The sequence below is a fragment of the Ignavibacteriales bacterium genome, from assembly GCA_016709765.1.
In the GTDB taxonomy this organism is placed as follows: Bacteria; Bacteroidota; Ignavibacteria; order Ignavibacteriales; family Ignavibacteriaceae; genus IGN3.
Genome location: JADJMD010000012.1, coordinates 554,646 through 570,904, shown reverse-complemented (window position 1 = coordinate 570,904; position 16,259 = coordinate 554,646). Strand labels below are relative to the sequence as shown.

The following is a 16,259-nucleotide window of genomic DNA, read 5'->3' as shown; positions in this document are numbered from 1 at the left end:
AATCTTCCTTTCCAAATAAACTAATTATATCTATTTTTGTCTCAAACATGAGATAAGGAATATGTACGAATACGTTGGCGCAGCACACATGCATTCAACTTTTTCAGATGGAACCGGCGAGGTTACTGATATAGCTAAATTTGCTGATGAAGTTGGATTGGATTTTATTTTACTTACCGATCACAACACCTTGCGTGCATTGCAAGAAGGTTTTGAAAAGTGGTATGGGAACGCTTTGTTACTTGTTGGCTGCGAAATAAATGATAAAGAAAATAAAAATCATTACTTAGCTTTTGGAATTAAAGAAGCTTTTACAACTCGAACTCCAGCAAAAAAATATGTTGCAAAAGTAAAAGAACTTGGAGGTATAGGATTTTTAGCCCACCCTCACGAAAAGCGACAACATAAAGAGCATCCCGCTTATCCCTGGACAGAATGGGACACAGAAGATTTTACTGGTATTGAAATCTGGAATCACATGTCTGAATGGGTTGAAAATCTTACAGAAGAAAATAAGTACAGATCTTTTTTGCATCCATTAAGAACTATCATTGCGCCACCTGATGAAACCTTAAAAGTTTGGGATGAATTAAATCAAAAAAGAAAAGTTGTTGGTATTGGCGGCATAGATGCGCACGCACATAAATATAATCTCGTCGGATTTTTGGAGGTTGAAATTTTTCCCTATAAAGTTTTATTTAAATCAATTCGTACTCACATTCTAGTAGATGAACCTATCAAAATAGGGAAGAGCGCAAAAGATATTGAGAAAGCAAAGTGGCAGGTTTATAATGCCTTAAGAGAGGGAAGATGCTTTGTTGCAAACGATTACGTTGCGGAATCGAAAGGGTTTAGATTTTATGCGGAGGCAAATCATACCAAATATCAAATGGGTAATACGATTCCTGATCATAAAAATATAACATTAAAAGTTTTGTTACCCGGAATAAATGCAGAAATAAGACTTATTCGTAACGGACAAGTTATAGAAACAAATAGTGGAATCGATGCTGAATTTATTGTAAATAAAAAAGGCGTTTACAGAATAGAAGTTTATTTTGAAAATCGTGCATGGATTTACTCAAATCATATTAGAGTAAATGTATAAGATATTTTGCAATTAAGCTTTAAGTCTTTATAAATCCTGTTTTAAAAGTGGCTAGAATTTTAGCTTTATCACATTCCAATTTATCTTTGAATCTTTTTATTTTAAGTTGAATCATACGGACAACAAAAAATAAAAGGATTATATAAATGTTAAATACAAATCTAACCCACGCTTCTTCAGAAAAAGAACATTCAGAACTAGTTAACAATAACGAAAACGTAATGATATGCTGCGGTAGAATGGGCCCAATGTGTATTCCCGTTTACGAAGTTATGGAAGAACTTGAAGATGAATATAAAAATGTAAAGTTTGTTGATATGGAATTTGATTCACCAGACGCAAAAGTTATTAGAAATTTACCTGAGTGCAGAAGTTTTCAAGGATTACCATTTGTTGTTTATTACAAAAATGGAAAAGTAGCAAAGGCAACAAGCAGCATTCAATCAAGAGAGCAAATAACCTCAGTTCTTGATGAACATTTTGGTAAATAAATTTTCGTATTAAGCATTCCCATCTGACCAAGATGGGAATTTTTTTAAGTATATATCAAAGAAAAAATTATGGAAAATCATTTTGATGTTATTGTTATTGGCGCTGGTGCCGCCGGTTTAACTTCTGGAATTTATCTATCACGTGCAAAAGTTAAAACCCTAATTCTAAATGAAGGGGCAGTAGGCGGGCAAATGGTTCTTACGCACGAAATTGCAAATTACCCCGGAGTTGAAAATATAAGTGGTTACGGACTTGCAAGAATTATGAAATCGCAGGCGCAAAAATTTGGCTGCGTTATTAAATCCAACTTAAAAATTACATCGTTAGAATTAAATAGTGATGTCAAAAAAGTTGTTGTTAATGATAAAGATATTTACAGCTCTGATGCGATTATAATTTCCACTGGTGGTAAATCCAGAATGATAGGTGCCTTGAATGAAGCTAAATTTAAAGGTAAAGGAATTTCTTACTGTGCAACTTGCGATGGCGATTTTTTTCAGGACAAAGAAATAATTGTAGTGGGTGGTGGTAACTCTGCTTTGGAAGAAGCAGTTTCACTAACTAAGTATGCATCTAAAGTTAAAGTAATTCATCAGTTTGATCATTTTCAGGCACTTGAACATTATGTTGATGAAGCTAAGAAAAATGAAAAGATAAATTTTATAATGGAATCCAAAATTGTTGAGTTTATTGGTGATGAAAAACTTGAATCAGTTAAGATTCAAAATCAATCTACTCAAGAAATTTCTGAAATTAAGATTGACGGTGTTTTTATTTTTATCGGGTATGTACCCAACACCGAATCGCTTGAAGGATTGATTGAATTGAATCAATGGAAAGAAATTGTTGTTGATAAGGATTTGAAAACTAATGTTACTGGAGTTTACGCAGCAGGCGATTCAATTCAGAAAAAATATCGCCAAGTTACAACAGCAGTTGCGGATGGAACGATTGCTGCTCTAAGTGCCGCGGATTATATTAGCAACTTGAAAAAAGAGTTAAGAGAACAGGAACTTATTCATTGATCAAAATTAATAATGACACAAAATAAAAATCATTGGTATGATGGATGGTTTTATGATAAGATAATTGCTCCAAATCAGGATAGAATGTTTGGTGAAATTAAGAATCTCATCGAGCCAAATTCAACAGTAGTAGATGTCGGATGCGGAACCGGCAGGTTTTCTTTTTCAATTGCGGATAAAGTTAATAAAGTTGTTGGTATTGATTTATCAAGCAAAAATATTTTAACGGCAACTAGAACACTTCAAAAAAATCCGAGCAATAAAATATCCTTTCTACATACAAACCTTGCAAATTTAATTTCACAAAATCATCACTATGATTATGCGGTAATGACTTATGTTATTCACGAAGTTAATCCTTCTGAGAGAATTAAATTGTTAAATGAAATGGCACTGATTGCAGATGAAATAGTTATTGGAGACTATCTAGTTCCCAGAAACAAAGGCTTTTGGAGTTTGTTAAATGAAGTTGTTGAATATGCCGCAGGGAAAGAACACTATACAAATTTTAAACATTTTGTTGCAAATAACGGGCTTTACGGATTATCACAACAAGCAGGATTAAAGATTGTTTCTGAAATAAAAAATAAACCATCAACAAGTCAATTATTAGTTTTGGCAAAATAGAAACAACATAGTAATTAAATGTAAATTTTATTGTCCAAATCCATCGGATTATAATTTTAGATTAGGCCTATTTCTTTATTACTATATCATACTTGCCCAGCAAACCAGAAATTCCCAGGATAGAAAACTTTGCTTTTGCTATTTTATTTTTTTCGGGATCAATTGAATAGTTGTAAGCAGTACTAAAATCACATTTAGATAAATTAGAACTATCAAAAAGCGCTTTGTTTAAATCACATTCAGAAAATTCCGAGTTAGTTAAATCTGTATTCCCAAAATCAACTTCCACCATTTCACATTTATAGAATTTAGTTTTATGAAGTTTCATTCCAAAGAATGAGGACAAAGTTAACCGGCAATTTATAAACTCGGCTGAAAATAATAATTGACTGCAAGAGTTAAATTGTAATCCGGACAAGTTGCTATTAACAAAATAAACATCACGAAAAACAGATGCAGAAATATTACTATTGGTTAAATCACAATTATTAAACTCACAATTGAGAAATACACATTCGTTCAATCGACCGTTTGAAAAAACACAATTCAAAAATTTACAATTCTCGTATTCACCAACTATAAATTTGATTTTGTTAAAATTGATGTTTGTATATTCTTTATCAGTATAATATCCTAACCGTCGCATTTATTTAGCCTAACAAAATTTCTAATTCAACCTCTCGGTTGTAATATACTTACCTCATCTTTTTAATAAATAAATATAATGAATTTTTTTTAGATGAAAATGAAAACTTTAAGTACAAAAAAATATTTTAAACCTTGAATAAAATTTGGGATATAAACTTTTCAGGTTTTAGATTAAGGGTTGTATATAACCAAAATTATTTATTCACTTAGGGAGGGAAACTATATTAAATAAAGGAATCTTTAATGAAAAGATCTTACAAGCAAAACCTTTCAAAACTCATACAAAATCTTAACAAATTAAAAGCTCAATCGTTGGAACGTGGAAGGCGGATCCCACAGGATATGGTAATTGCAGAAGCACGTTTAAAAGACTATCTAAAAGTCTTAAGCTGGCTTAGAGAAAAGGGATATCGAGTAAACATTGGTGGGGAAGTTGAAGAAATCAAAGATGGAGCTTAATTTCCGCAAAAATATAACTTTAACCATAAAACATCATTTAATTGATTTTAGAAATCTTTGGAAGATTGGACACTTTAGTGTTAAATTTGCTCCAGTTTTTTTTACGAATCAGAACAGGAATAAAGAATGTTAACCAAACAGAAGAAGCTTTCAAGAAAAGAAATTAAAGAAGATAAACTTGTTGAATATTACTACAAATCGATTTCTTTTTTTGAAGAAAATAAAAGTAAGATTTTTACTTATTTAGGTGCTCTTGCAGTCGTAGTATTTGCTGTGATTTTTTATATGAATTATAGAAGCGGACTAAATGAAGAGGCTGCAGGGCATTTATCAAAAGTTATGGAAATGTATGACGGTGGAGATTATCTTGGTGCTATCGAAGGTAAAAAAGATGTTAAGGTACTTGGTTTAAAAGATATTGTTGCTCAGTACGGTAGCACAGAAAATGGTGAAACAGCAAAAATTTATCTTGCCAACAGCTATGCAAATCTTGGTAAACCTGATGAAGCTTTTAAATACTATGATGATTACAGTGGTAATATAAATATTTATCAAGCCGCAGCTTTAGCAGGGCAAGCTGGATATCATTCTTCAAAAAATGAATTTGAAAAAGCAGCTGATCTTTATATGAAAGCCTCTAAAGTTTCAAAAACCGATGTGATGAATGCTGATTATATTTATCAGGCTGCGGTAAATTATTTTGAAGCAGGTGAAAAAGAGCCAGCTAAAAATCTTCTTCAAACTATTAAAGACGATTATAAAACAGCAGCAGTTTACTCACTAGTTGATAAATATCTATCTCAGCTAAATTAGGGGATTTTGATAGATTTTAAGTTAAAACCGTGAAGAAATTCACGGTTTTTTGTCATAAATCGTTAAAAACCTTTTCTTGACATTACAGACTTCTATCTCTATTTTTTTCAAGTCAATTATTAACAATTAAGTTAGAGTGTTATGGCAGATACTTCAGATTTCAGAAACGGTCTTATAATTCGATATAAAAATGATCCTTTTGTAATTACAGAATTCCAGCACGTTAAACCGGGCAAAGGCGGAGCTTTTGTTCGAAGTACACTAAAGAATCTTAAAACCGGTAAGGTTTTGGACAATACTTTTAGAAGTGGTGAATCAATTGAAATTATCCGAGTTGAAAGAAAAAAATACCAATATCTTTATCGCGAAGCAGATTTTCTCGTTTTAATGGATAACGATACTTACGAACAAATCAATGTTCCTGTTCCACTTTTTGGTGATTCAGTTGGATATCTTAAAGGAAGCGAAGAAATAGAAATTTTATTTAATGGTGATGATATAATAACAGTTGAACCTCCCATTTTTGTCTATCAAAAAGTTGCAGAAACAGAGCCTGGTTTTCGCGGCAACACAGCAACAAATGCGTTCAAACCAGCCAAGTTAGAATCAGGAGCAACTGTAAACGTTCCGTTATTTATAAATGTCGATGATCTTTTAAAGGTTGATACACGCACTGGGGAATACGTTGAACGAGTAAAATCCTAAATAAAGGGAAATAGCATGGACTTAAATATCATAAAAAAACTCATCAAAATTCTTGAAGCAAGCGAAGTTACCGATCTTGAATTTGAAGAAAACGGTACGCGGATAAAGCTTGCAAAAAAGGTTAGAGTTTCGCAGGCTGTTTCATATTCACAGACAGCAGTTCCTTTAGTTTCGCAGACTTCTGTTTCAGTTGCAAAAACTGATGAGAAAAAATCTGCTGACGAAAATACTGGATTGCATGAAATAAAATCCCCAATTGTTGGAACATTTTATAGAGCACCTGCCCCAGATGCTGATTCATATGTTCAAGTGGGTGATGATGTTTCACCGGGAACTGTTTTGTGTATTGTTGAAGCGATGAAATTAATGAATGAAATAGAGTCTGACGTTAGCGGTAAAATTGTTAAAATATTAGTGGAAAGCGGAAAACCGGTTGAGTATAATCAGCCATTGTTCTTGATACAGCAGAATTAATCAATAAAAATTGAGATATTGTGTTTAATAAAATTTTAATAGCAAATCGCGGTGAAATTGCTTTACGAATTATCAGAACCTGTAAAGAACTTGGTATAAAAACAGTTGCAGTTTATTCTGAAGCTGATCGCGAATCATTGCACGTTACTTTTGCTGATGAAGCAGTTTGTATCGGACCCGCCTTAGGAAAAGAAAGTTATCTAAAAATTCCGTCTATTATTTCTGCAGCTCAAATTACTGGTGCAGATGCTATTCATCCCGGATATGGATTTCTTGCAGAGAATGCTGATTTTTCTGAGATATGCAAAGAATCCAGTATCACTTTTATCGGTCCTTCACCGGAGATGATAAGAGCAATGGGCGATAAAGCATTTGCAAAGGACACTATGAAAAAAAGTGGTGTTCCTGTAATTCCCGGTAGTGATGGTATTGTAACTGATGTAAATGCAGCAATAAAAATTGCACACGAAGTTGGATTTCCGGTAATTGTCAAAGCATCTGCAGGCGGCGGTGGAAAAGGCATGCGTATTGTTTGGGAAGAAAAAGATTTTGAAAAAGCTTTTCAAACTGCTCAAACAGAGGCTGAAGCTGCATTTAGTAATTCTGATGTCTATGTTGAAAAGTATTTAGAAAATCCGCGCCATGTTGAGATTCAGGTTATGGGTGATAGTTTTGGAAATGCTTATCACTATGGTGAACGTGATTGCTCAGTTCAAAGACGACATCAGAAATTAATTGAAGAATCTCCATCACCGGCACTAGATGAAGTTTTAAGAGCCAAAATGGGTGATGTTGCAGTGCTCGCTGCAAAATCAGTTAATTATCTTGGTGCGGGTACAATTGAATTCTTGTTGGATAAGCACAAGAATTTTTATTTTATGGAAATGAATACTAGAATTCAGGTTGAACATCCTGTTACTGAAACTGTTTATCATACTGATCTGATCAGGCAACAGATATTGGTAGCAACAGGACAAAAAGCTGATATACCGCCACAAAAACCTTTTGGACACAGCATTGAATTTCGAATTAACGCTGAAGATCCTGAACATAATTTTAGACCGTCTCCCGGAAAAATCACATCACTTAATTTTCCTGGTGGATTTGGAGTTAGAGTTGATTCGCACATTTATCAATCCTACTCTATACCTCAACATTATGATTCTTTAGTAGCCAAATTGATTGTTTGGGGTAGAACACGTGAACGCGCAATTGCTAGAGGAAAACGTGCGCTTGGCGAATTTGTGATTGAAGGAATTAAAACAACAATTCCATTCCATCTAAAAGTTCTTGAAGATCCCCGTTTTATTAGCGGTAATTTTGATACTGGTTTTCTTGATAAGTTTAATGCAGATAATTAATTCTAAAAACGGATAAATTTTAAGAGGATAAAATGAGTACTCCAGATAATTTAAAATACACAAAAGAGCACGAATGGGTTCTTGTAGAAGGCAATATAGGCACAATCGGCGTTACCGAATATGCGCAGGGAGAATTAGGTGATGTTGTTTTTGTGGATATTGATCCGGCTCTAAGCGACGTTAAAAAAGGTGATTCAATCGGCACAATTGAAGCAGTAAAAACTGTAAGTGATATTTTTGCTCCTTATACTGGTAAAGTTGTTGAGATAAACGAAGCATTAAAAGATAGCCCGGAAGTTGTAAACTCAGATCCTTACGGAAAAGGATGGATGATTAAAGTTGAAATTAGCGATGCAGCGGAACTTGATGATTTACTTGATGCCTCTGATTATCAGGCTTTAATAGGTCAATAATAAATTTCTTTGAAAACTTTAAAACAAAATTCGGGCAGTCCGAATTTTGTTTTTTTATTTTAAACGTTAGTTTAGTTTAGTTTATGAAGCATACAGAAAAAATCTTAATAATAGATTTTGGTTCTCAGTTTACTCAGCTTATTACCCGTAGAGTAAGAGAAGCAAATGTTTACTCAGAAATTCACTCCCACAATTTTACAATTGATGAAATTAAGGAATTTAATCCAATCGGAATAATCTTATCTGGTGGTCCAATGAGCGTTTACGATACAGATGCGCCGGATATTGATAAGAGGATTCTTAATCTTAATATTCCAGTACTCGGCATTTGTTATGGACTTCAACTAATAAGCAAAAAACTTGGCGGAAAAGTTGAACCTGCGAAAGATAGAGAATACGGTCGAGCCATCTTAAATGTAGTTGAATCATCACCTTTGCTTAAAGAAGTAAGTAATGAATCAAAAGTCTGGATGAGCCATGGTGATTATTTAACAGAACTTCCAACAGGTTTTAAAATAATTGCAAAATCAGATCACTCACCAATTGCTGCAGTAGCTAACGAAGCAGAAAAAATTTATGGAGTTCAGTTTCATCCTGAAGTTGTTCACACTGTTGAAGGAAAAAAAATAATCCATAATTTTTTGTTTGATGTTTGTAAATGTACTGGAAGCTGGAATTCTCATAATTTTATTGAAAATAGTATAGCTGAAATAAAAGAAAAAGTTGGTAACTCTAAAGTTATTTGTGCATTAAGTGGCGGCGTTGATTCAACAGTAGCTGCTGTACTTGTTAAACAAGCTATTGGTGATAATTTAATTTGCATTCACATTGATACAGGTTTGATGCGAAAGAATGAGAGCTATGAAATTGGAAAAGTCTTTAATGAAAAACTGAATTTAAACCACATCCATATAGATGCTTCAGAAAAATTTATAAGTAAATTAAATGGTATTTCAGATCCAGAACAAAAAAGAAGAATTATTGGCAACACTTTTATTGAAGTGTTTGAAGAAGAAGCTAAAAAAATAAACGGTGCTGCGTTTCTGGTTCAAGGAACATTATATCCAGATGTTATTGAATCAGTTTCTGTAAAAGGTGCTTCAGTTACAATTAAAACTCATCATAATGTTGGCGGATTACCGGAAAAGATGAATCTTAAATTAATTGAACCTTTTCGTGCATTATTTAAAGATGAAGTAAGAAATGTTGGCAGGGAATTAAATATTCCTGAAGAATTTATTGAAAGACATCCATTTCCAGGTCCTGGTTTAGCAGTTAGAATTCTAGGTTCTGTTGATCAGGAAAAACTTGATATTTTAAAAGAAGCAGATGATATATACATTAGTGCAATTAAAAATGCTGGAATATACAATGAGATCTGGCAGGCGTTTGCCGTGCTTTTACCTGTGCAATCTGTTGGAGTAATGGGTGACAGTAGAACTTATGAATTTGTTCTAGCATTGCGTGCGGTTACTTCTGTTGATGGAATGACAGCAGATTGGTATAATTTTGAACATAATTTTTTGTCTGATGTTTCAAATGAAATTATTAATAAAGTTCGTGGTGTTAACAGAGTTGTTTACGATATTAGTTCTAAACCACCCGCAACAATCGAATGGGAATAAGTGGACGAAGATAGAATAAAATTTAAAGTTAAACTTGCCTCTGCTTTTATTTCTGAAGGAAAGAATCTTCATGCTTCTCAGATTTATAAAAAACTGATTGAAGAAACTGAGCGAGAAGAATTTTATTTTCAACTTGCAGAACTTTATGAAGATATGGGATTTGTGGAGGCCGGCAAAAATATCCTAGCTGAGTTAATGAATGTTAAAGAATCCACAAATGAAGTTGCCTTGTACTTCGGTCAATATCTCCTCAGAAATTCAAAATGGATCGAATCTATAGAAGTGCTTAATAATATTTCAGAATCAACTCCGGCAGCTTTATTCTTAATAGCTTATTCTTATATGATGCTTAACGAATTTGAACTTGCAAAAGAATATTTTGCAAGATTTATTTCTTCAGATGAAAAAAACGATTTAAAGCAGGAAGCAAATTTATATCTTGCAAAAATAGAATATGAGTTACGGAATTATAATTCCGCATTAAATTATGCCACAAACGCACAGTATCTTTATGCAGATTTTTGGGAATTAAATTTGATACTTGCAAAGGTGTATTATAGTCTTGATATGTTTACACACGCCGTTAATCCTATTCAAAAAGCACTTAAACTAAATCCGAAAGATGCATCTGTACAGGAATTTGCTGGAAAGATTTATTATTATTTAGAAGATTTTAAAAAGGCAGAAAGGTTTTTTTCTGAGTTTATAGAATTAAGTTCTGATGTTTCTGCAGAAATTTATACATTATTGGCAAAATCTTTTGTTAAGCAAAGAAAAATTGATGAAGCACATCTATTCTTTGAACTTGCATTACAGATTGATCCTGCGTATCAACCAGCAATTGTAGGAAAAGTTGATCTTAATAAATAAAAAACTATTATGAAAAAATTACTCTTCATTCTCCTCTTAACCGGTTCGGTTTTATTGCCACAAAATATTTCTGTTGATAATAATAAAGATTTTCAAAAGGCTCTTGGTTTTTATAATTCTAAAAAATATGATGATGCAATAAGTCTTTTTAAGAAGATTGAAACCCGAACAGTAAATAACACAAAAAATACTGCATCATCTTTTTTTGTTTCGAAAATTTTAGTTGAACAAAAAAAATACTCGGAAGCTGTAAAATCTATAAATACTTTTTTAACAGAATATCCGCAAAGCAAGTATGCTGATGAGGTTAAAAATCTTCTGATAAAAACCTATGTTGATAAATCTGATTATATAAGTGCATTCGAAGCCGCTTTAAAATTTATAGAAGCATCAAATTCAATAGTCTTTAAAAATGAGACAAAGCTTTTTGCAGAAAAGATAGCTTTAACTAATCTAAGTAGTAAGAAAGTTGAAAAACAGATAGATAAACATTCTTCGTTAAAATCTTTTCTATTACTTATAACTGGTAAGATTTTGTTAGCTGAAGGTGATAATTCTGAGGCAATCAATATTTTAAGTGAGATAATATCAAATCACACAGATTCTGATGAGTATGTTGAGGCACTTAATCTAAAGAAATCAGATAATATAACACAGACGAAAATTGAATATCCTGTTGTAGGTATTTTGCTTTCATTAACTGATATCAATGGAAGAGAAATAGAATCAGCTAAAGAAATTTTAGAAGGCATAAAATATGCTTTCCATGAGTATAACTCGGATCATAGTGAAAAAGTTGGAATTATAGTTACTGACATCCAAAGAGATAAAACTAAAGTATCTGATATCGCAAATAATTTTGTTGCAAATAATGATGTTCGATCCATCCTTGGTCCAATATTTAGTGATGATGTTAGAAATGCTCTAAATGCAATTGACGGAACAAATATCTGCTTAGTTTCTCCAACAGCTACTGATGATGATCTAGTTTCGCTGAGTGAAAATTTTTATCAAGCTAATCCATCATTAACCGCACGTGGAAAAATATTTGCGCAATATTTGTATTTTGTTGAAAATAAAAGAAGGTTAGCTATTCTTAATTCTATTGATGGATATTCACCACTGCTTGCTGCTAGTTTTGCTCAGGAATTTGAACGATTGGGTGGTAAAATTGTTGCTAAAGAAACATATAAAAGTAAGAGTTTTTCCTTGTCCGAGCAGATGACTAGAATATCGTCAATTGCAAAATCGATTGAAGGACTCTATGCTCCAATATCTGATGGAAGTGATGCTAATGCTATTCTATCCCAAATGGTGCAAAGTGGATTAAATATAGAAATTTATGGAAATCAAGATTGGTTTCTTGGAAAGGGTTTTGAATCATCATCTGAACTAAGTAATAAATTAACTTTTGATTCAGATTACTTTATTGATTTTAATGATGCCTCATTTAAACAATTTTCAAGTTCATTTAAGAGAACAACCGGAATGGAAATAAACCGAAATATTCTTTATGGTTATGACACTGCAAAATATTTATTAACTGTTATGAGAAATATTGACCCTACAAGAAAAAATATTAAGTATAAAATTGAATCAGGTATAAATGTAACAGGGTTCCATAATAATATTTCATTTGATTATGATCGAACAAATAAATTTATAAATGTTGTTCGGTTTAATGATGGCGTATTTGAGTTAGTTGATAAATTTCGGGCTGGTAAGCAGTAGAAAGGGGGAGAAATGTCTAAAGTAAAAGATCTTCCGATTGATGACCGACCTCGTGAAAAATTGTTATTACGAGGACCACAAAGTTTGACAGATGCTGAATTGATAGCAATTTTATTGCGAACGGGAACCAAAGGGAAATCAGTTATTTCAATGGCGCAAGAAATAATTGCAAAAGAAAACAATCTTGCTCAACTAGCATCTAAATCATCTGCAGACCTTAAAAAAACTTCCGGAATTGGAGGAGATAAGGCTGCAACCTTGTTAGCGGCTTTTGAAATTAGCAGAAGAATATTATCACAGACAAAATGGTTTTCTCAGAAAAAAATAACTTCTCCTGCTGATATTGCAGAAATATTTATTCCATTGCTTAGAGATGAATTGAAAGAGCAGTTTATTGTTGTGTGTCTTAGCTCTGCAAATAAAATTATTAAGTATGAAAGAATTTCTCAAGGAAATCTTAACTCAAGTGTAGTTCATCAGCGGGAAATTTTTAGGACAGCAATTGAAAATAATTCGGCAAGTATAATTCTTATTCATAATCATCCTAGTGAGAATCCAGACCCAAGTAACGAAGATATCTCAATAACCAAAAAAATTGTTGAAGCCGGTAAGATAATGGACATCCCTATTTTTGATCATATAATAATTGCAGGAAGTTCTTATACAAGTTTTGTGGAGAGACGGCTTATTTAAATTTATTTGAAAGGAGTGAGTTTTATTCACCCTAAAGATGTAGCCCGTTTTTCATCCCTTTGCCTGATTGAATTACATTCTTTGTCTTGATAACTTAGTTTAGAAGTTAGTACATAAAAAGGATGCAGAATGTCATTCTGAATTGTTTTAAGCGACTTTCCTGACATAAAAAAATAACATAAATGTTAAATACAAGTTTCCTTTATGCTTTTTTTTGTATAAATTGTACTTGTTCGAAACGTATTTTTATCGAAAATAAACTATTTTTCAAATATTTAATCACTAACCAATATATATTCGGAGGTATCGAATGAACATAACTAAATCATTGAGAACTGCCGTTCTCTTCGGTGGTATAGCACTTACTACTGCCTTCTTTAGCGGATGCGGCGGATTGAGTGATGCTCAAATTAAAGAATTGAGCGATCTTAAGAGTGAAGTATCTTCTCTGGAATCTGAAGCAAACTCATTAAGAGACGAAAGAGCTAAACTAGAAGCTCAGATGGAAGAGACAAACAGAAAATTGGCTGAATGCGAAAAGCAGAAAGAAGAAGCAAAAGCTAACCTAGAAAAACTACCTAAGTAGTAAATTAATTAATGATTATTAAAAATATTCAGAGGAAATAAATAATGAATCTTAAACTAAAATTATTAGGCATAGTTTCCCTGCTTTTCTTATTTACTGCTGTAAATTTTGCGCAGGAGATGACTACAGAGCAATGGGAATCTGAAATGGCTACTTACAAGAATAAGAAAGCAGCTTTAGAAACTGAAATCAATGCTCTTAAAAGTGATATTGATAATCTAAAAGCGATGAATCTTCAGGATCCTGAAGAATGTATCGACGAGTTATATCAAATCGTTGGTGCTACACGTAATGATGTTAACAACTATAGAAAAGCTGTTAATGAATTAGACGGTAAGATCAAAAGAAAAGAAGGACCAAAAGCTGACAGACAAACTGATCTTAACACTCTTAAAATGAATAAGATTTCTGCATTGCCAGAATTTTACAACAAAGTTCATAACCAAATGCAAAGAGATCTTGACAATTGGGTTGAGGCTCCAACAGATATAAATTATTCTGTTAAAAAAGGTGATTGTCTTTGGAATATCGCTAAGAAAAAAGAACATTATGGTAATGGCTTTGCTTGGCCAGTAATTTATAAGGCTAACAGAGATCAGATTAAGAATCCAGATTTGATTTTCCCAAATCAAACTTTCAAGATTCCTAATCTTACAGAAGAAGAAAAATCAAAATATGAAAAACTAAGAGTAAATTATAAACCAGCTCCGGTTCAATAATTGATTTTTGGTTTTCTTAAATCTTTTTTAAGCCCTTATCTTTATTGATGAGGGCTTTTTATATTTAACCGAGTGTATGACAACAGCAGAAAAAAAAATAACGCTAAATGGAATTGATATGCTTGCATTATTAGGCGTTAATGATACAAATCTTCAAATACTTGAAGATAGATTTAGCTCCACCATTAGTGTGCGCGGCGATGTCGTAAACATTAAAGGATTTCTTGAAGAAGTTGAGCTTGTTGAAAGAGTTATTAAGGAAATGTCTTATGTGCTTAATACAAGTGGTAGATTAAACAGAAATGATGTTGAGACGATTCTAAATCTAACTGTTGAAGGCAAAGAAATTATTAATGAAGAAGAATTTGATTCGATAGTTCTGTATACCAAAAACGATGTTGTAAAAGCTAAAACTTCTGGACAAAAAAAATATTTTCAAGTTGCTAATGCTAATGATATTTGTTTTGCTATTGGACCTGCTGGAACCGGGAAAACGTATCTTGCCGTAGCACTTGCCGTTTCAGCCCTTAAAAGAGGAATCGTAAAACGAATTGTGCTTGCCCGACCTGCTGTAGAAGCGGGGGAAAGTCTTGGATTTTTACCGGGCGATTTTCAAGAAAAGATCGATCCATACTTGCGTCCTTTGTATGATGCTCTTGATGATATGATGCCTTCTGAAAAACTAAAAGGTTATATAGAAAAAAGCATTGTTGAAATTGTACCATTAGCCTATATGCGCGGTAGAACATTGAATAATGCGTTCGTTATACTTGATGAAGCACAAAACGCTACAGACGTTCAGATGAAAATGTTTCTTACACGTCTTGGTGCAAATTCTAAGGCAATCATCACTGGTGATATAACTCAAATTGATTTGCCTTCAAAAACAAAAAGCGGACTGATTCAAGCTAAGGAAATTTTAAACGGAATTACTGGTGTTGGTTTCGTTTACTTTGATAGGGAAGATGTGGTAAGGCATAAGCTGGTAAAAGACATTATTGATGCCTATGATAAATTCAATGGCAATGAGAATAATAATGGAAAAAATTAATCAAAGCCATTTAATTTTTTACTTTCATTCCAATATTTATCCATCTCTTCAAGATTTGATTCATTAATCGCTTTGCCGGTTTCTTTTACTTTTTGCTGGACGTAATTAAATCTTTTTATAAATTTTTCATTGGTTCGGCGTAGTGCATCTTCAGGATTGATACCCAAGAATCGTGCATAATTAACCATTGCAAAAAAAACATCGCCGACTTCTTTTTCTAATTTGATATCTAAATCATCGGCAACTTTATCTGTTGGAGTCTGTAATTTAATCTTTTCAATTTCATGCATTTCTTCAATTTCTTCAATAACTTTTTTCCAAACATCTTCTTTCTTTTCCCAATCAAAACCAACCTTAGCTGCTTTTTCTTGCAATCGATGGGCGCGTTGCAAAGCCGGCAAATTGAATGGGACTCCATCAAGTACTGATTCTCTACCTTCGCTTAATTTTATTTCTTCCCAGTTTTTCTTTACTTCTTTGGAATCCATTACTTTAACTTCACCAAATACATGTGGATGCCTTCTTATTAATTTTTCCTGGATTGAATCAATAACATCATCTATTGTAAAGTGCTTTTCCTCTTCAGCAATTTGAGTATGGAATATTACATGAAGTAAAAGGTCACCCAATTCTTTTTTTAATTCATCAAAGTTATTATTATCAATTGCTTCAACAACTTCGTAAGCTTCTTCAATTGTATTTGCTTTAATTGAATCATTAGTTTGTTCTCTATCCCAAGGGCATTCTTGTCTTAATCGTTTAACTATCGATACAAATTCCGTAAATTTACTGCCAGTCATTAAAGTTCCTTTATAAAATATTTATTCGGCACAAATTTAAAGAAAAAATACATACACAT

General features: G+C 32.6%; 19 protein-coding genes. 17 read left to right on the top strand and 2 right to left on the bottom strand.

The annotated features are described in order from the left end of the window. The first annotated feature begins 61 nt into the window (after positions 1–61). The 4 genes from IPJ23_08385 (at position 62) to IPJ23_08370 (ending at position 3,252) form a co-directional block, all read left to right on the top strand. Entirely contained in the window at positions 62–1,108 is a 1,047-nt protein-coding gene (locus IPJ23_08385; GenBank protein MBK7630706.1) for a CehA/McbA family metallohydrolase, read from the top strand. A 146-nt stretch (positions 1,109–1,254) separates the two neighbouring features. After that, on the top strand, positions 1,255–1,599 hold the full coding sequence (locus tag IPJ23_08380; protein MBK7630705.1) for a thioredoxin family protein: 345 nt from the start codon (positions 1,255–1,257) through the stop codon (positions 1,597–1,599). A 69-nt stretch (positions 1,600–1,668) separates the two neighbouring features. Then, positions 1,669–2,625 carry an FAD-dependent oxidoreductase gene (locus IPJ23_08375; protein ID MBK7630704.1) on the top strand — a complete coding sequence of 319 codons (957 nt, stop codon included), beginning with the start codon at positions 1,669–1,671 and terminating at the stop codon, positions 2,623–2,625. Positions 2,626–2,637: 12 nt separating this feature from the next. Next, a complete protein-coding gene (locus IPJ23_08370; protein MBK7630703.1) occupies positions 2,638–3,252 on the top strand; it encodes a class I SAM-dependent methyltransferase in 615 nt (204 codons plus the stop codon). A 67-nt stretch (positions 3,253–3,319) separates the two neighbouring features. On the opposite strand, the gene IPJ23_08365 is transcribed toward IPJ23_08370, so the two are convergent. Further along, on the bottom strand, positions 3,320–3,898 hold the full coding sequence (locus IPJ23_08365; GenBank protein ID MBK7630702.1) for a pentapeptide repeat-containing protein: 579 nt from the start codon (positions 3,896–3,898) through the stop codon (positions 3,320–3,322). A 245-nt stretch (positions 3,899–4,143) separates the two neighbouring features. Between IPJ23_08365 and IPJ23_08360 the strand changes: the two genes are divergently transcribed. From IPJ23_08360 to IPJ23_08300, 13 genes are all read left to right on the top strand, one after another. After that, on the top strand, positions 4,144–4,359 hold the full coding sequence (locus tag IPJ23_08360) for a hypothetical protein (GenBank protein MBK7630701.1): 216 nt from the start codon (positions 4,144–4,146) through the stop codon (positions 4,357–4,359). Between the two features lie 126 nt (positions 4,360–4,485). Then, positions 4,486–5,172, top strand: a complete 687-nt coding sequence (locus IPJ23_08355; protein ID MBK7630700.1) for a hypothetical protein — start codon at positions 4,486–4,488, stop codon at positions 5,170–5,172. 141 nt (positions 5,173–5,313) lie between these two features. After that, positions 5,314–5,877: an elongation factor P gene (gene efp / locus IPJ23_08350; protein ID MBK7630699.1), complete on the top strand. Its 564-nt coding sequence runs from the start codon at positions 5,314–5,316 to the stop codon at positions 5,875–5,877. Between the two features lie 15 nt (positions 5,878–5,892). Beyond that, the gene (gene accB / locus IPJ23_08345; protein MBK7630698.1) at positions 5,893–6,351 is read left to right on the top strand and encodes an acetyl-CoA carboxylase biotin carboxyl carrier protein; all 459 of its coding nucleotides are present in this window, start codon (positions 5,893–5,895) and stop codon (positions 6,349–6,351) included. Between the two features lie 20 nt (positions 6,352–6,371). Then, positions 6,372–7,712, top strand: a complete 1,341-nt coding sequence (gene accC, locus IPJ23_08340) for an acetyl-CoA carboxylase biotin carboxylase subunit (GenBank protein ID MBK7630697.1) — start codon at positions 6,372–6,374, stop codon at positions 7,710–7,712. Positions 7,713–7,744: 32 nt separating this feature from the next. Beyond that, positions 7,745–8,125, top strand: a complete 381-nt coding sequence (gene gcvH, locus IPJ23_08335) for a glycine cleavage system protein GcvH (GenBank protein MBK7630696.1) — start codon at positions 7,745–7,747, stop codon at positions 8,123–8,125. An 83-nt stretch (positions 8,126–8,208) separates the two neighbouring features. Next, positions 8,209–9,750, top strand: a complete 1,542-nt coding sequence (gene guaA, locus IPJ23_08330; protein MBK7630695.1) for a glutamine-hydrolyzing GMP synthase — start codon at positions 8,209–8,211, stop codon at positions 9,748–9,750. Then, a complete protein-coding gene (locus IPJ23_08325) occupies positions 9,751–10,620 on the top strand; it encodes a hypothetical protein (protein MBK7630694.1) in 870 nt (289 codons plus the stop codon). Between the two features lie 9 nt (positions 10,621–10,629). After that, a complete protein-coding gene (locus tag IPJ23_08320) occupies positions 10,630–12,351 on the top strand; it encodes an ABC transporter substrate-binding protein (protein ID MBK7630693.1) in 1,722 nt (573 codons plus the stop codon). 12 nt (positions 12,352–12,363) lie between these two features. After that, positions 12,364–13,044 carry a DNA repair protein RadC gene (gene radC, locus IPJ23_08315; GenBank protein ID MBK7630692.1) on the top strand — a complete coding sequence of 227 codons (681 nt, stop codon included), beginning with the start codon at positions 12,364–12,366 and terminating at the stop codon, positions 13,042–13,044. A gap of 310 nt (positions 13,045–13,354) precedes the next feature. After that, positions 13,355–13,630 carry a hypothetical protein gene (locus IPJ23_08310; GenBank protein ID MBK7630691.1) on the top strand — a complete coding sequence of 92 codons (276 nt, stop codon included), beginning with the start codon at positions 13,355–13,357 and terminating at the stop codon, positions 13,628–13,630. A 44-nt stretch (positions 13,631–13,674) separates the two neighbouring features. Then, positions 13,675–14,349, top strand: coding sequence for a LysM peptidoglycan-binding domain-containing protein (locus IPJ23_08305; GenBank protein ID MBK7630690.1), 675 nt, complete (start codon positions 13,675–13,677; stop codon positions 14,347–14,349). A 76-nt stretch (positions 14,350–14,425) separates the two neighbouring features. Beyond that, a complete protein-coding gene (locus IPJ23_08300; GenBank protein ID MBK7630689.1) occupies positions 14,426–15,400 on the top strand; it encodes a PhoH family protein in 975 nt (324 codons plus the stop codon). On the opposite strand, the gene mazG is transcribed toward IPJ23_08300, so the two are convergent. Further along, a complete protein-coding gene (mazG, locus tag IPJ23_08295) occupies positions 15,397–16,200 on the bottom strand; it encodes a nucleoside triphosphate pyrophosphohydrolase (GenBank protein ID MBK7630688.1) in 804 nt (267 codons plus the stop codon). The genes IPJ23_08300 and mazG overlap by 4 nt on opposite strands. Positions 16,201–16,259 lie beyond the last annotated feature (59 nt).